Raw genomic sequence first — 15,672 nt, forward strand, 5'->3', positions numbered from 1 at the left:
GAGCCCGATCTACGTTACAGGCTAAAAGCCTAAGCAGCTGTGCGGCTTCCAAGCCCCTCCCTCGATGATCAGTCGAGAACTATTACTCCTGACGGAGCGATAGTCGAGATACAAGCAGCTGTCGAGCGCAAGCGAGGCTGCGTCAGGCGCGCTGCCGATTTAAGCTCGAGTCGCGGCCGACGCAGCCTCGCCGGGGCTCGACAGCTACGGAATTCACGTGTCGACCCTCTATTTCAGGTAACCATCCGCGCGCAGCAGGGTTTCCAGGCAGTGTTCGGAGATGTGATAGAACGCCTTGAGCGCCTGGATTTTCTCCAGCAACTGCGCGTTGTCCACCGGCTCCGCACGCTTGACCGCGAGAATCATCTTGTTCTTGTTGGTGTGCTCCAGGGAGATGAACTCGAACACTTTGGTCTCATAACCACAGGCTTCGAGGAACAATGCCCGCAAGCTGTCGGTGACCATTTCCGCCTGCTGGCCCAGGTGCAGGCCGTATTGCAGCATCGGCTTGAGCAGCGCCGGGCTCTGGATCTGCAGGCGAATCTGCTTATGGCAGCACGGCGAGCACATGATGATCGACGCGCCCGAGCGGATGCCGGTGTGGATTGCGTAATCGGTGGCGATGTCGCAGGCATGCAGGGCGATCATCACGTCGAGTTCGCTGGGCGCCACGCTGCGTACGTCGCCGCACTTGAACACCAGCCCCGGATGCTCCAGGCGCGCGGCGGCGGTGTTGCACAGGGTCACCATGTCTTCGCGCAGTTCAACGCCAGTCACTTCGCCCTCGGCCTTGAGGGTGTTGCGCAAGTAGTCGTGGATCGCAAACGTGAGGTAGCCCTTGCCCGAACCGAAATCGGCAACGCGCACCGGTTGGTCCAGCTTCAGCGGTGACGACGTCAGCGCATGGCTGAACACTTCGATGAACTTGTTGATCTGCTTCCACTTGCGCGACATCGACGGGATCAGCGCCTGCCTGGCGTCGGTCACGCCCAGGTCGGCGAGGAACGGCCGGCTCAGGTCGAGGAAGCGATTCTTCTCCCGGTTATGCTCGGCCGATGGCGCCTCGCGCAGTTGTTGCGGCTTGCTCCTGAACAGCGAGCTTTTGTTCTTCTTGCTGTATTCCAACTGGGCTTCGTCGGTCAGCGACAGCAGGTGCGCATTCTTGAACGACGCCGGCAGCAACTCGGCAATCGCCGCCACGCCATCGGCCAGCGCCAAGTTCTTGGTGATGTCGCGGGTCTTGTAGCGGTAGACGAAGGACAGGCACGGCTGCTCCTTGACCATCACCGCCTTGATAATCAGCCGCTGCAACTCGGCTTCGTCACCGACGTACTTGGCCAGCACCAGCTTGATAAAGGCGTTCTGCGCAAGGCTTGTGCTCAACAGTTCGATGAACTGGGCGTGATGATCCGGCGCAGGGCGGCCAGGTTGAGCGGTAACGGACATGAACAAAAACGCCTCGGACAGGGAATGCCGGGCATTTTAGGGGGGATGGGGGTTTAGGGCACGGGGTTATTTGATCAACGGTACTGCGCCTGACTACTTGGGACCCAATGTGGGAGGGGGCTTGCCCCCGATGGCGGTGTGTCAGCCAGCTCATTAGTGACTGATACTCCGCTATCGGGGGCAAGTCCCCTCCCACATTTGATCTCCAGTGTTGGATGTTCTATTCGAGTACGACCAGGCGGTTTGGCAACTCATTGCGGGTTTGTGTCACCGGTACATGCACCTTCAACAACTCTCCACACGCTTCAATGCACGCGATAAATCCCGCCAGCGTCTGCCCCTGTTTCACCTGCTGGGTAAACGCCTTGACGATCCCATCCCAATGACTGTCATCCAGGCGGCTGGAAATGCCGTCATCCACCAGGATCTCCACATAACGCTCGGCCTCGCAGACAAAAATCAGCACCCCGGTGCTGCCCAGCGTGTGGTGCAGGTTCTGCTCCAGAAACTGCCGACGCGCAAGGTTGGAGGCGCGCCAATGGCGCACCGAGCGTGGGATCAGGCGGGTGGTCACCTTGGGCAGGCGAAACAGCAGGCACAACACGATGAACGTCGCCCACTGCGCCAACAGCAAGGTGTACATGGTCAGGTAGCCCGACAGGTAATGCACCACGCCCGGCACCACCAAGGCGATCAGGCTGGCCCACAGCAAGGGGATGTAGGCGTAATCGTCGGCGCGGGCCGCCAGCACGGTGACCAGTTCGGCGTCGGTGGTTTTTTCGACCCGGGCGATCGCTTCGGCGACTTGGCGCTGCTCGTGTTCAGTCAGTAATGCCATGGTTGTAGATGCTCTTTTCTAGTTATTGTCATTACCAGCCGCCCGACGCGCCGCCGCCGCCGAAGCCACCACCGCCGCCTCGGAAACCGCCACCTCCACCTCCGCCGCCGCCGCGTCCACTGCTGCTGAGGATCGCCAGCAGGATCGCGCCCACCGGCAGGCCCATGCGATTGCACAGCCACAACACGCCGATCAGCAGGATGAACAGGCCGATGGAAAACCCGGGATTATCCTTGGCAAAGTTGGCATCCGCCACATGCGCCGGCACCGCCAGCGGTTCACCGCCGACCACTTGCACCATCGCCGCCACGCCGTCGCTGATGCCCTGGCTGAAATGGCCGGCCTTGAACTTGGGGGCAATCACCTGGTTGATGATCACCCAGGACTGCGCATCGGTGAGCACGCCCTCGAGGCCATAGCCGACTTCGATGCGCAACGTGCGCTCATCACGGGCGACGAGCAGCAACGCGCCGTTGTCCTTGCCCTTCTGGCCGATACCCCACTGGCGGCCCAGCTGGTAACCGTAGTCCTCGATGGGCACGCCCTGCAGGTCGGGCACCGTGACCACCACGATCTGGTCGCCACGGGTCTGTTCCAGCGCCTGCAACTGCTGGGTGAGGTGCTCGCGCGTGGCCGGGTCGATCATCTGGGCCGTGTCCACCACCCGTCCGCTCAACGCCGGGAACGTCAGCGCCGCCTGGGCCACACCCACGCCGGTCAGCAACCACAGCGCCAGCCCTATCCGTAATAAACGCATCGACACCTCAGTGCAGCCTTATTTGAACTTCACTTGCGGCGCTTTATCGGCATCGGCACTGGTGGCTTCAAAGGTGGCGCGGATCGGCAAGTCGCTGTACATCACGCTGTGCCACAGGCGGCCAGGGAAAGTGCGGATCTCGGTGTTGTACGCCTGCACGGCCTGGATGAAATCGCGACGAGCCACGGCGATGCGGTTTTCGGTGCCTTCAAGCTGGGATTGCAGGGCCAGGAAATTCTGGTTGGCCTTCAGGTCCGGGTAGCGCTCGGACACCACCATCAAGCGGCTGAGGGCACCGCTCAAACCGTCCTGGGCCTGTTGGAACTGCTTGAGTTTTTCCGGGTTATCCAGGGTGCTGGCATCCACCTGGATCGAGGTAGCCTTGGCCCGCGCCTCGATCACAGCGGTCAGGGTGTCTTGCTCATGGGCGGCGTAACCCTTGACCACTTCCACCAGGTTGGGGATCAGGTCGGCGCGACGTTGGTACTGGTTCTGCACCTGGCCCCAGGCGGCCTTGGCCTGTTCGTCCAGGGTCGGAATGGTATTGATACCGCAGCCGCTCAGTACTGTGCTGACCAATAGCAAAGCCGCGGCCTTGAAGCCCCAGCGGGAATAGTGTGCTGCTTGCATGGTGTTTCTCCTGCCCAAACTGGATGGAATGTGACGACTAACCCTAAAAACCACACGCTTGGGGCATAATCCGCCACCACTGGAATGCATCGAGCCAATCAGCTACAAAGATGCCCAGCGCGATAAAGAGTTCAGAGTGTGCTGCATTTATCTGAACAACACCCGAACAACAATAGACGCTCCCCACATTTTGGCCGATCAGCCTAATCGCTGTGCAGTGAGCCGAAAAAGGATATTCATGAAGAAGCTGTGTTTGCTCGGCCTTGTTGCCACTCTGGCCACCCACCCCGTCTGGGCAGAAACAAAGCCTGCTGCGCTCAAGGACAAGGACGCCTTCGTCAGCGACCTGCTCAAGCAGATGACCCTCGATGAAAAGATCGGCCAATTGCGCCTGATCAGCATCGGCCCTGAAATGCCCCGCGAGCTGATCCGCAAGGAAATCGCCGCCGGCCGTATCGGTGGCACGTTCAACTCCATCACCCGCCCGGAAAACCGTCCGATGCAGGACGCGGCCATGCGCAGCCGGTTGAAGATCCCGATGTTCTTCGCCTATGACGTGATCCACGGCCACCGCACGATCTTCCCGATCAGCCTGGCCCTGGCCTCGAGCTGGGACATGGACGCCATCGGCCGTTCCGGGCGCATTGCCGCCCAGGAAGCCGCCGCCGACAGCCTCGACATCACCTTTGCGCCGATGGTCGACATCTCCCGCGACCCGCGCTGGGGCCGCACGTCCGAAGGCTTCGGTGAAGACACCTATCTGGTCTCGCGGATCGCCGAGGTGATGGTCAAGGCCTTCCAGGGCACCAGCCCGGCGAATGCCGACAGCATCATGGCCAGCGTCAAGCACTTCGCCCTCTACGGCGCAGTGGAAGGCGGGCGCGACTACAACGTGGTCGACATGAGCCCGGTCAAGATGTACCAGGACTACCTGCCGCCGTACCACGCGGCGATCAAGGCCGGCTCCGGCGGCGTGATGGTGGCGCTCAACTCGATCAACGGCGTGCCCGCCACCGCCAACACCTGGCTGATGAACGACCTGTTGCGCAAGGACTGGGGCTTCAAGGGCCTGGCCGTCAGCGACCACGGTGCGATCTTCGAGCTGATCAAGCACGGCGTGGCCAAGGACGGGCGCGAAGCCGCCAAGCTGGCGATCAAGGCCGGCATCGACATGAGCATGAACGACTCGCTGTACGGCAAGGAACTGCCTGGGCTGCTCAAGTCCGGCGAGATCGAACAGAGCGACATCGACAACGCCGTGCGTGAAGTGCTCGGCGCCAAGTACGACATGGGCCTGTTCAAAGACCCGTACCTGCGCATCGGCAAGGCCGTGGATGACCCGGCCGACACCTACGCCGACAGCCGCCTGCACCGTGCCGAGGCCCGTGATGTGGCGCGCCGCAGCCTGGTACTGCTGAAGAACCAGAACGACACCCTGCCGCTGAAAAAGTCCGCGACCATTGCGCTCGTGGGCCCACTGGCCAAGGCGCCGATCGACATGATGGGCAGCTGGGCCGCTGCCGGTAAGCCTGCGCAATCGGTGACCTTGCTGGATGGTTTGAATGCGGTGATCGGCGAGAAGGGCAAAATCATCTACGCCCGTGGCGCCAACATCACCAACGACAAGGCCGTGGTCGACTACCTCAACTTCCTCAACTTCGACGCCCCGGAAGTCGTGGATGACAAACGCGCGCCGCAGGTGTTGATCGATGAGGCCGTCAAGGCGGCCAAGGATGCCGACGTCATCGTGGCCGCCGTGGGTGAGTCCCGTGGCATGTCCCACGAATCCTCCAGCCGCACCGACCTGAACATCCCGCAAAGCCAGCGCGACCTGATCAAGGCCCTTAAGGCCACCGGCAAGCCGCTGGTATTGGTGCTGATGAACGGCCGTCCGCTGTCGATCCTGGACGAGACCCAACAGGCCGACGCCATCCTGGAAACCTGGTTCGCCGGTACCGAAGGCGGCAACGCCATCGCCGACGTGCTGTTCGGTGACTACAACCCGTCGGGCAAGCTGCCGATCACCTTCCCACGTTCCGTTGGGCAGATTCCGACCTACTACAACCACCTGACCATCGGCCGGCCATTCACCCCAGGCAAGCCGGGCAACTACACCTCGCAGTACTTCGATGACACCACCGGGCCGCTGTTCCCGTTTGGCTATGGCCTGAGCTACACCACGTTCAGCCTGTCGGACATGGCGCTGTCGTCGACCACCCTGAACAAGACCGGCAAACTCGACGCCAGCGTCACGGTGCAGAACACCGGCAAGGTCGATGGCGAAACCGTGGTGCAGTTGTATATCCAGGACGTGGCGGGCTCGATGATCCGTCCGATCAAAGAACTGAAGAACTTCCAGAAGGTCATGCTCAAGGCTGGCGAAGAGCGCACCTTGCACTTCACCATTACCGAGGAAGACTTGAAGTTCTACAACACCCAGCTCAAGTTTGCGGCGGAACCGGGTGAGTTCAATGTGCAGATCGGGCTGGACTCCCAGGACGTACAGCAGCAGACGTTCGAATTGCTATAGGAGGCAGCTTCAAGTTGCAAGCTACAAGCGGCAAGGACGAGCAGTTCTGCTTTTAACTTGCAGCTTGCAGCTTGCCGCTGTTCCTAGCTCCTTCTGTCAAGAAGGTTCACCACCAACCGATCAATCCACCCCCACACCCGCTGCTTCACCCGCCGCCATAACGGCCGCGCCTTCCACGCCTCCAGGCTCATCGCCTGGCTCTGGGCAAAATCCCGTTCGAAACTGCCCGCCACCGCCGCCGTCAATTCGGGGTCCAACGCTTCGAGGTTGGCTTCCAGGTTGAAGCGCAGATTCCAGTGGTCGAAATTGCACGAACCAATGCTCACCCAATCGTCCACCAGCACCATCTTCAAGTGCAAAAAGCACGGCTGGTATTCAAAGATCTGCACGCCACCGCGCAGCAACCGCGGGTAATAACGGTGCCCGGCGTAGCGCACGGAGGGGTGGTCGGTGCGTGGGCCGGTGAGGAGCAAACGTACATCCACCCCTCGCCCTGCTGCCCGACGCAATGCGCGGCGCACACCCCAGGTGGGCAGAAAATACGGCGTGGCGAACCAGATACGCTGTTGGCTGTTGTTCAGCGCGCGAATCAGCGATTGCAAGATGTCGCGGTGCTGTCGGGCGTCTGCGTAGGCCACTCGGCCAAGGCCTGGCCCCGTCGCCGGCACCTTGGGCAAGCGCGGCAAACCGAAATGGGTGGCGGGCTTCCACGCACGGCGTGCGACATTCGCGTGCCATTGCCGCTCGAACAGCGCCTGCCAGTCCAGCACCAGCGGGCCGCTGATCTGCACCATCACTTCATGCCAGTCGGCGCTGTCTTGCCCCGGTGTCCAGAACTCGTCGGTGACGCCCGTCCCACCGACCACGGCGATTTCCTGGTCGATCAGCAACAGCTTGCGATGGTCGCGGTACAGGTTGCGCATCCAGCGGCGCCAGCTCAGGCGATTGTAGAAACGCAGCTCCACACCCACGTCGGTCAGGCGTTTACGCAGCCCGAGGGTAAAGGCCAGGCTGCCGTAATCATCAAACAAACACCGCACCCGCACGCCCCGCTCGGCCGCGAGCACCAACGCCTGCACCATCGCCTCTGCGCAGGCGCCGGCTTCCACCAGATACAACTCCAACTCCACTTGCCGCTCGGCCCGGGCAATGCCCACCAGCATCTGCGGAAAAAATTGCGGGCCGTCGATCAACAACTCGAAACGGTTGGCGCTGCGCCACGGGAACACTGCGCCGCTCACGTCAGCGCGCCGTAAAAATCAGCACCGCACCCACCGGCACCGACAAACTGATCGACGCCAGCCCCGCCGCCTTGCGCAACGCCGCCACCCCCGGCGCCAGCTCGAAGTCCTCGGCATGCAACACCACCGGTTCCAGGGTCACCACCTGGAAACGCCGATCATCCAGGCGCGTGGCCAACAACTCGGCGCTGTAGGTCTGGGTCTTGCCATGCAACGTGACGCTCATCGGCAGACGCAGCTCCAGTTGCGCGCCGGGGGCCAGGTCGTTGATGGGTTGCAGGTTGATCTGGGCACTGATCAGCGCCTCGGGGAAGGTCTTGATCTCGAACAGCTGATTGCGCATGCGCTCGTCACGCAGCGGGATGCCGCTGTTGACCGACTCCAGCTCCACCTCCAATTGCGCCGCGCCCTTGCTGTCGACCTTGCCATGCAGCACCAGGAAGCGATGGACCTCGGCGATCTCGGTGTTTTTGGTGGTGACGAACGACAGGCGCGAGGACTCGTTGTCCAGGTACCAGTCGGCGTGGGCAGGTACGGCGGCAGCGACCAGCAGGGCGAAGGCCAGGGATTTGATCAGGGGAGCGTTGAACATAAAGACTCGTAGGGAGGAAAAACCTGAACGAACCTTAACCGTGCCGCCAGCCAGGCGCAATGCACCTGCCACCGCGCCAACATGAGCGTTGTGGCACTTCAGGGATTCAGACGACAGCCCTGCCGATCCCCCAACCACCGCGCGCTGTGCGTACGCCCCAACCCACTGGCCGTTACTTCACTGCGCTCCGGGTTATCCCTGAACGCACTGGTCGGCACGTACTGCTTCACATAACCCCGGCAATAGTCGGCGGGATTATTCGCCACATACCGGCACGAGCAGTACTCCTTGGCCGTGTACGCCGCAATGATGTCGGGAAAGGCCTGCAGGTTGACGCGCTCGTGCCAAACCCAGCCCGACAGGGCGAGCAACAGCACCAGAAAAAGGCTGGTAAACGGCCGACGACGAATCATGGTTGCACCGCCGCAAGCACGCGCTTGAGCAGTTCGTTGTGGCGGTAGCTGCCGTCGCGATCATCGCCATAGCGCACGATGACCAGGTGTTCGTCGGGCATCACGTACAGCGCCTGGCCCCAATGACCGAGGGCGGCGAAGGTGTCGACGGGGGCGTCGGGCCAGGGTCTTGGGGCACCTTGGTTGAGCCACCATTGGCCGCCGGGGACGGCTTCGTCCTGGCCGGCGGTGTATTTGTCGAAGGGTTGGCGGTTGAAAGCGACCCAATCTTTGGGCAGCAATTGCTCGTCACCCCAGCGCCCGTCGCGCGCCATCAGCAGGCCGACACGCGCCAAGTCACGCGCGGTGAGGTAAGCGTAAGACGAGGCGACAAAGGTTTCGTCGGCATCGGTTTCCCAGGTGGCGTTGTGAATGCCCAGCGGCTTGAACAGCGCATCCCAGGGGTAACTCATGTACGCCTTGTGGCCGAGCATGCCCTTGAGCGCGGCGGACAGGATATTGCTGTCGCCGCTGGAATAACGAAAGACCTGGCCCGGTGCACTGAAGGATTCGGTGTTGGCGGCGAACTCGGCCATGTCCGCGCGCCCCCTGGTATAGAGCATCGCCACCACCGAGGATTTCAGCGGCGCGTATTCATAGTCTTCCTGCCAGTCCAGGCCCGAAGCCCAGTGCAGCAGGTCGGCCATGGTCACCTTGGGGTGTTGTTTCATCGGCGGGTAAAAGCGTGCTGCGGGGTCGGTCAACTTGAAGCGATTTTCACCGTAAGCCACGCCCAGCACGGTAGCCATCAGGCTTTTGCTGATGGACCAGGTCAGGTGTGGCGTGCTGGCCGTGGTCGGCGCGGCGTAGCGCTCATAGACAACCACGCCGTCGCGGATCACCAGCAGCGCATCGGTGCGAATGCCTTGGCGGGTAGTGTCGTCACGGGTTGGGAACGCATAGGCGTCAAGGGCTTCGACAGCGGGTCCTGCGAGCGGCGTGCCCTTGGCCCACTCCTTGTCAGGCCAGGTTTCGGCGCGGGCGATAACGGTGACGAACAACAGGGCAACGCACAGCAGGCCTCTGACCATGGACGCAAACTCAAGGGAGCATTCAAGCCCGCGAGCCTAGCCGAGGGCGATGACAGATTTGCTACAGGGGGGCTGTCATCCAAGCGTCACCATAACTTCATGGAGATGACACCGAGCCTACATAGCCTGAGTTTGGACAAACAAGTCGACCGGCCGGAACGTGGCTGGCACTCGGAGATTCGCCATGACTCAGATCGCCCGCATCAGCGACACCGGCAATGAACGCCGTCTGCAAGCCGAACGCCTGGTTGGCGCCAACGCTTTGCAGGAAGCCCAGGCCTTGCGTTTCAACGTCTTCAGCGGCGAGTTCAACGCCAAGCTGAAAGGCGCGGAACACGGCCTGGACATGGATGACTATGATGTTCACTGCAGCCACATTGGCGTGCGGGATTTGAACAGCGGTCGACTCGTCGCCACCACCCGTTTGCTCGACCACCAGGCCGCCAGCACCTTGGGCCGGTTCTACAGCGAAGAAGAATTCAGCCTGCATGGCCTGCTGCATTTGCAGGGCCCGATCCTGGAAATCGGCCGCACCTGCGTCGACCCGGCCTACCGCAACGGCGGCACCATCGCCGTATTGTGGGGCGAGTTGGCCGAAGTGCTCAACCAGGGCGGCTACAGCTACCTGATGGGCTGCGCGAGCATCCCGATGCACGACGGTGGTATCCAGGCCCACGCGATCATGCAGCGCCTGCGAGAACGCTACCTGTGCAACGAACACCTGCGCGCCGAGCCGAAAAAACCCTTGCCGGCGCTGGACCTGCCGACCAACGTGATCGCCGAGATGCCGCCGCTGCTCAAGGCCTACATGCGCCTGGGTGCGAAGATCTGCGGCGAGCCGTGCTGGGATGAAGATTTCCAGGTGGCCGACGTGTTCATCCTGCTCAAGCGCGATGAGCTATGCCCGCGTTATGCGCGCCACTTCAAGGCGGCCATGTGATGAGCCGCCTGCGCGTGTACGGGCGCATTGCCCGCGTACTGGTGGTCGTGGCGCTGGGCTTGAGCATGGCCAGTGTGTTTGGCCTGTTCGAACGCCTGGGCGTGGCCAACTCGATGGTACGGCGCCAGCGCTGGTCGCGGTTCTTCATGGCCAGGCTGACCAACGCCCTGCCCTTTCGCGTGACCGTGCACGGCGAGTTGCCGACGCAGCCAATGCTGTGGGTGAGCAACCACGTGTCCTGGACCGACATTCCGTTGTTGGGCGCAGTGGCGCCGATGTCGTTTTTGTCCAAGGCCGAAGTGCGTACCTGGCCGGTGGCCGGCTGGTTGGCGGCCAAGGCCGGTAGCTTGTTTATCCGTCGCGGTTCGGGTGACAGCCAATTGATCCGCAAGCAGATGACCCGCCATCTGGAACAACAGCACCCGTTGCTGATGTTCCCCGAAGGCACCACCACCGACGGCCGCAGCCTGCGTACCTTCCACGGGCGCTTGCTGGCCAGTGCGATTGACGCGGATGTGTCGCTGCAACCAGTGGCCATCCGTTATCTGCGCGATGGGCAGGTCGACCCGCTGGCACCGTTTATTGGCGATGACGATTTGCTCTCGCACCTGATGCGCCTGTTCGGCAATGACCAGGGCGATGTGGAAATCCACGTGCTCAAGCCGATTGCCTGCGCCGGGCAGGAACGCGCTGCGCTGGCGTTCCAGGCGCAGCAGGCGGTGCAGAAGGCGTTGTTTGGGCCGGTGCCGGAGACTGAACAAGTGCATGCTCGACCGGCTTTTGCAGCCTGAGATGTGAACACAGTTCAAATGTGGGAGGGGGCTTGCTCCCGATAGCAGTGGATCAGCCAGCATCAGTGGTGGCTGGCACACCGTAATCGGGAGCAAGCCCCCTCCCACATTTAGCTTTGTGTTGTCAGGTGGTTATGCGCGAAGGCTTGCAGTTCGGGGTAGAAGATCCGGAAGTCTTCACTCAACGGCTCATACAACTCACGCAATTCCTGCATCGCAAACCCTAATTCCTGGGGTTGCGTCAGCCGTCGCGAAATCCCGCGCAACACCTGCTCCATCACCGCAAACTCGCGGTACGCCCCCAACCAATCATCCGCGGCCATATACGGCGCAATCTGCGCCAGCCGTCCCGGCAACTGCGGTTCGGCCGCCAGCACGCGATACACCTGCGAAGTGAAGTGCTCCAGCGGCTGCTCGGCATACAGCGCCCAGTCCCGCGCCAGGCAATGGTCGAAAAACACATCAAGGACGATCCCGGCATAGCGCCGGCGGGTCAGGCTGAAGCGCGACAACGCCTCGCCCACCAAAGGGTGGCTGTCGGTAAAGCGGTCGATCGAGCGATGCAACTGGATCGCCGCTTCGATTTGCGGGCTGAACTGGCCCTGCAGGCGGCCTTTGACGAAGTCGCCATACAGGCTGCCCAGCAGTTGCGCAGGAAGTTGGCCGCCCAGGTGCAGATGTGCGAGATAATTCATGCCGCGCAGTTTAGCACTGCCACCAACGTATCGTTATAACCCGATATACCGATTTAGCCTGACCTCAGAGCAAAATCATATTGGTATATCGGGATATAACGATTTAAGGTTCGCCTCATCGCGATATAACGCTTTACGACACCGAGCACCTGCCATGTCCATCGACCTCGACGAAATAATAAAAGCCCTGGCACACCCAGTACGACGAGACATCCTCACCTGGCTGAAAGACCCGAAAGTGCAGTTCCCCGAGCAACTGCACAACCACGAATACGGCATCTGTGCCGGGCAGATCGACCAGCGCTGCGGCTTGTCCCAGTCGACCGTGTCGGCCCACCTGGCCACCTTGCAACGGGCGGGGTTGATCAGCAGCCAGAAGGCCGGGCAGTGGCACTTTTTCAAGCGCAATGAGGAAGTGATCCAAGCCTTCCTCGCGGCGCTTACCACTGAACTCAGCGCTGAAATCAGCGCGACGTTGTAACAAGGAAACGATAATGCCCCTCTCGCTACTCATACTGGCCCTGAGCGCCTTCGCCATCGGCACCACCGAGTTCGTGATCATGGGCTTGTTGCCCGATGTGGCAGCGGACCTCGGCGTGTCGATCCCCGGCGCCGGCTGGCTGGTCACCGGCTATGCCCTGGGCGTAGCCATCGGTGCGCCGTTCATGGCACTGGCCACCGCCAAGTTGCCACGCAAGGCGGCCCTGGTAGCGTTGATGGGCATCTTCATTATCGGCAATCTGCTCTGCGCCCTGGCCAGTGACTACAACGTGCTGATGTTTGCCCGTGTGGTCACTGCGCTGTGCCATGGCGCGTTCTTCGGGATCGGTTCGGTGGTCGCCGCCAACCTGGTGCCGGCCAACAAACGTGCTTCGGCCGTGGCCCTGATGTTCACCGGTTTGACCCTGGCCAACGTGCTCGGTGTGCCACTGGGCACCGCGTTGGGCCAGGAAGCCGGCTGGCGCTCGACCTTCTGGGCGGTGACGGTGATTGGCGTAGTGGCGCTGATCGGACTGATCCGCTTCCTGCCGGCCAAGCGTGAAGAAGAAAAACTCGACATGCGCGCCGAGCTGGCCGCCCTCAAGGGTGCCGGTATCTGGTTGTCGCTGGGCATGACCGCGCTGTTCGCCGCGTCCATGTTCACCCTCTTCACTTATGTTGCGCCGCTGCTCGGCGATGTCACCGGCGTGTCGCCCACAGGCGTGACCTGGACCCTGCTGCTGATCGGCCTGGGCCTGACCGTGGGCAACATCATCGGCGGCAAGCTGGCGGACAAACGCCTGGCGGCCACCCTGATCGGCGTGTTTATCAGCATGGCGGTGGTGTCCACCGCGCTGACCTGGACCAGCGTTGCCGTGATCCCGACCGAGATCACCCTGTTCCTGTGGGCCACCGCTTCGTTTGCCGCGGTACCTGCGCTGCAGATCAACGTGGTGACCTTCGGCAAGGCCGCACCGAACCTGGTGTCCACCCTGAATATCGGCGCCTTCAACATCGGCAACGCCCTCGGCGCCTGGGTGGGCGGCAGTGTGATTGCCCACGGTTTCGGCCTGACCAGCGTGCCGTTGGCGGCCGCAGCCCTGGCGATCCTCGCGCTGCTGGTGACCCTGATTACTTTCCGTCAGAGCGGCGATGCCGACCTGGCCCCTGCGACCAACTGATCAACTTCAAAGAGAAGGGTGTTTTCCCATGACGACTATTTTCGATCCGATCAAACTGGGCGACCTGGAATTGTCCAACCGCATCATCATGGCGCCGCTGACCCGCTGCCGCGCCGATGCCGGCCGCGTACCCAACGCGCTGATGGCCGAGTACTACGTGCAACGTGCTTCCGCCGGGCTGATCCTCAGCGAAGCCACCTCGGTGACGCCGCTGGGCGTAGGCTACCCGGACACGCCGGGCATCTGGTCCAACGACCAGGTGCGTGGCTGGTCTAACGTCACCAAGGCCATTCACGGCGCGGGGGGCAAGATCTTCCTGCAACTGTGGCACGTAGGGCGGATTTCCCACGAGTCCTACCTGAACGGCGAAACCCCGGTGGCGCCCAGCGCGATCCAGCCCAAGGGCCACGTCAGCCTGGTGCGCCCATTGGCCGACTACCCGACGCCGCGCGCCCTGGAAACCGCTGAAATCGCCGACATCGTCGACGCTTACCGCACCGGTGCCGAGAACGCCAAGGCCGCAGGCTTTGATGGCGTGGAGATCCACGGCGCCAACGGCTACCTGCTCGACCAGTTCCTGCAAAGCAGCACCAATAAGCGTACCGACAACTATGGTGGCTCCCTGGAAAACCGCGCGCGCCTGCTGTTGGAAGTGACTGATGCGGCCATCGAAGTCTGGGGCGCCGGCCGTGTGGGTGTGCATTTGGCACCGCGCGCCGATTCCCACGACATGGGTGACGACAACCTGGCGGAAACCTTTACCTACGTCGCCAGCGAACTGGGCAAACGTGGCATAGCGTTCATTTGCTCCCGTGAAAAGGAAGGCGCGGACAGCCTCGGTCCACAACTGAAAAAAGCCTTTGGCGGCGTGTACATCGCCAACGAACGCTTCACCAAGGACAGTGCCAATGCCTGGCTGGCCGAAGGCAAAGCGGATGCCGTGGCCTGGGGGGTGCCGTTCATTGCCAACCCTGACCTGCCAGCACGCCTGAAAGCCGATGCGCCGTTGAACGAAGCGCATCCGGAAACCTTTTACGGCCAAGGCCCGGTAGGCTACATCGATTACCCGACGCTGCCGCTGTAATCGCCCGAAACGCGAAACCAAATGTGGGAGGGGGCTTGCTCCCGATGGCGGTGCGTCAGTCACTGTATGTGTTGACTGAACCACTGCCATCGGGGGCAAGCCCCCTCCCACATTGTTGACACTATGTTGCCCTGGGAAACATTCCTTCACAGCCTTGCAACAAAATCCCTACAAAATACTTAGGCGGCTACCTATCAACCGCCCGCCAGCCCGTATATAAAGTCACCCCACCAATCAGGCAGAAGGACGATTGACTGTCCTTGGGCTTTACTGTTGACACACCCTGATGCAATTACGCATTTTGTCTTAATTGCGCAGGCTGGGGCTCCAGCGCAGCATGTCCAGCCCTGCATCTACCCAGCGCTCGGCTTCCTGATGTAACTGGAAGCTGTCGGGTACCAACAGCCACTGGCCAATCAGCCCGTTGATGTAGGCATGGATGCACACCGCGCCACGGGTGGTGTCGAGATTTTCCGGAAGTTGCCCGCGATGGACCGCATTACGCAGTGTCAGGCCGATACGCAGGTTGCATTCCAGGCTGTGGGTCTGGCGCTGTCGGCGCATGTCGCACATTTCATCGGTGAATTCGCACTTATGGAACAGGATCTCATTGATGCGCCGGGTTTTCGGGTCCAGGGCCACTTGATGAAACAGATGAATCAGCAGCTTGCGCATACAGCCCAGCGGGTCGATTTCGTCCTCGCTTTCGCTGGCCCGGGCCAATTCGTCCAACGGCTCGTGCAACGTATCGAGCAAGGCCTGCAACAGATCGGATTTATTACTGAAATGCCAATAGATGGCCCCCCGCGTCACACCGGCCAACGCGGCGATGTCCGCCAGCGTAGTGCGCGCAACGCCGCGCTCGTAGAAGGCTTGCTCGGCGGCATCGAGAATCTGGCTGCGCGTTTCCTGAGCTTCCTCTTTGGTGCGACGAACCATGGCAGTAAAACCTCAATCAGGACACTTGGGACTGACGTTAACGCA

At 61.7% G+C, this 15,672-nt stretch carries 16 protein-coding genes; 6 read left to right on the forward strand and 10 right to left on the reverse strand.

Annotation, left to right across the window (positions count from 1 at the left end; genetic code table 11):
* Positions 1-228: 228 nt before the first annotated feature.
* The 4 genes from AB1462_RS00005 to AB1462_RS00020 all read right to left on the reverse strand — a co-directional run bounded on the left by AB1462_RS00005 (position 229) and on the right by AB1462_RS00020 (position 3,671).
* A complete protein-coding gene (locus AB1462_RS00005; RefSeq protein WP_315335468.1) occupies positions 229-1,446 on the reverse strand; it encodes an SAM-dependent methyltransferase in 1,218 nt (405 codons plus the stop codon).
* A gap of 220 nt (positions 1,447-1,666) precedes the next feature.
* Positions 1,667-2,284: a TPM domain-containing protein gene (locus AB1462_RS00010; protein ID WP_090408247.1), complete on the reverse strand. Its 618-nt coding sequence runs from the start codon at positions 2,282-2,284 to the stop codon at positions 1,667-1,669.
* Positions 2,285-2,315: 31 nt separating this feature from the next.
* Positions 2,316-3,041, reverse strand: a complete 726-nt coding sequence (locus AB1462_RS00015) for a YgcG family protein (RefSeq protein ID WP_367245917.1) — start codon at positions 3,039-3,041, stop codon at positions 2,316-2,318.
* Between the two features lie 18 nt (positions 3,042-3,059).
* Positions 3,060-3,671, reverse strand: a complete 612-nt coding sequence (locus AB1462_RS00020; protein ID WP_090408253.1) for a LemA family protein — start codon at positions 3,669-3,671, stop codon at positions 3,060-3,062.
* A gap of 238 nt (positions 3,672-3,909) precedes the next feature.
* On the opposite strand from AB1462_RS00020, the gene bglX reads away from it, so the two are divergent.
* Positions 3,910-6,201 (forward strand): beta-glucosidase BglX, encoded by a 2,292-nt coding sequence (gene bglX, locus AB1462_RS00025; protein ID WP_090408257.1) that lies wholly within the window; start codon positions 3,910-3,912, stop codon positions 6,199-6,201.
* A gap of 83 nt (positions 6,202-6,284) precedes the next feature.
* Here bglX and AB1462_RS00030 read toward each other — a convergent pair whose 3' ends face one another.
* The 4 genes from AB1462_RS00030 to AB1462_RS00045 all read right to left on the reverse strand — a co-directional run bounded on the left by AB1462_RS00030 (position 6,285) and on the right by AB1462_RS00045 (position 9,517).
* Positions 6,285-7,442 carry a phosphatidylserine/phosphatidylglycerophosphate/cardiolipin synthase family protein gene (locus AB1462_RS00030; protein ID WP_259192695.1) on the reverse strand — a complete coding sequence of 386 codons (1,158 nt, stop codon included), beginning with the start codon at positions 7,440-7,442 and terminating at the stop codon, positions 6,285-6,287.
* Position 7,443: 1 nt separating this feature from the next.
* Positions 7,444-8,034 carry a YceI family protein gene (locus AB1462_RS00035; RefSeq protein ID WP_259192696.1) on the reverse strand — a complete coding sequence of 197 codons (591 nt, stop codon included), beginning with the start codon at positions 8,032-8,034 and terminating at the stop codon, positions 7,444-7,446.
* Positions 8,035-8,132: 98 nt separating this feature from the next.
* On the reverse strand, positions 8,133-8,447 hold the full coding sequence (locus tag AB1462_RS00040; RefSeq protein WP_090408267.1) for an amidase: 315 nt from the start codon (positions 8,445-8,447) through the stop codon (positions 8,133-8,135).
* A complete protein-coding gene (locus AB1462_RS00045; RefSeq protein WP_259192697.1) occupies positions 8,444-9,517 on the reverse strand; it encodes a serine hydrolase in 1,074 nt (357 codons plus the stop codon). Before AB1462_RS00045 ends, AB1462_RS00040 begins: the two co-directional genes overlap by 4 nt.
* Positions 9,518-9,701: 184 nt before the next feature.
* Between AB1462_RS00045 and olsB the strand changes: the two genes are divergently transcribed.
* Positions 9,702-10,457 carry an L-ornithine N(alpha)-acyltransferase gene (olsB, locus tag AB1462_RS00050; protein WP_090408273.1) on the forward strand — a complete coding sequence of 252 codons (756 nt, stop codon included), beginning with the start codon at positions 9,702-9,704 and terminating at the stop codon, positions 10,455-10,457.
* The gene (locus AB1462_RS00055) at positions 10,457-11,248 is read left to right on the forward strand and encodes a lysophospholipid acyltransferase family protein (protein ID WP_367245922.1); all 792 of its coding nucleotides are present in this window, start codon (positions 10,457-10,459) and stop codon (positions 11,246-11,248) included. The genes olsB and AB1462_RS00055 overlap by 1 nt, the downstream gene beginning before the upstream one ends.
* Before the next feature lie 110 nt (positions 11,249-11,358).
* Here AB1462_RS00055 and AB1462_RS00060 read toward each other — a convergent pair whose 3' ends face one another.
* A complete protein-coding gene (locus AB1462_RS00060) occupies positions 11,359-11,943 on the reverse strand; it encodes an ACP phosphodiesterase (protein ID WP_090408279.1) in 585 nt (194 codons plus the stop codon).
* Between the two features lie 154 nt (positions 11,944-12,097).
* Here AB1462_RS00060 and AB1462_RS00065 point away from each other — a divergent pair, with 154 nt between their 5' ends.
* Genes AB1462_RS00065 through AB1462_RS00075 form a run of 3 tightly spaced genes read left to right on the forward strand, consistent with a single transcriptional unit; the run spans position 12,098 to position 14,688 of the window.
* Entirely contained in the window at positions 12,098-12,424 is a 327-nt protein-coding gene (locus AB1462_RS00065; protein ID WP_065938836.1) for a helix-turn-helix transcriptional regulator, read from the forward strand.
* 13 nt (positions 12,425-12,437) lie between these two features.
* A complete protein-coding gene (locus AB1462_RS00070) occupies positions 12,438-13,604 on the forward strand; it encodes an MFS transporter (RefSeq protein ID WP_259192700.1) in 1,167 nt (388 codons plus the stop codon).
* A gap of 28 nt (positions 13,605-13,632) precedes the next feature.
* Complete coding sequence (locus AB1462_RS00075) at positions 13,633-14,688, forward strand: alkene reductase (protein ID WP_090408285.1); 1,056 nt, start codon at positions 13,633-13,635, stop codon at positions 14,686-14,688.
* Positions 14,689-14,994: 306 nt separating this feature from the next.
* Here AB1462_RS00075 and AB1462_RS00080 read toward each other — a convergent pair whose 3' ends face one another.
* Positions 14,995-15,627: a TetR family transcriptional regulator gene (locus AB1462_RS00080; protein WP_090408288.1), complete on the reverse strand. Its 633-nt coding sequence runs from the start codon at positions 15,625-15,627 to the stop codon at positions 14,995-14,997.
* Between the last annotated feature and the right edge of the window lie 45 nt (positions 15,628-15,672).

Source organism: Pseudomonas sp. SB113 (assembly GCF_040754745.1).
Classification (GTDB): Bacteria; Pseudomonadota; Gammaproteobacteria; order Pseudomonadales; family Pseudomonadaceae; genus Aquipseudomonas; species Aquipseudomonas grimontii.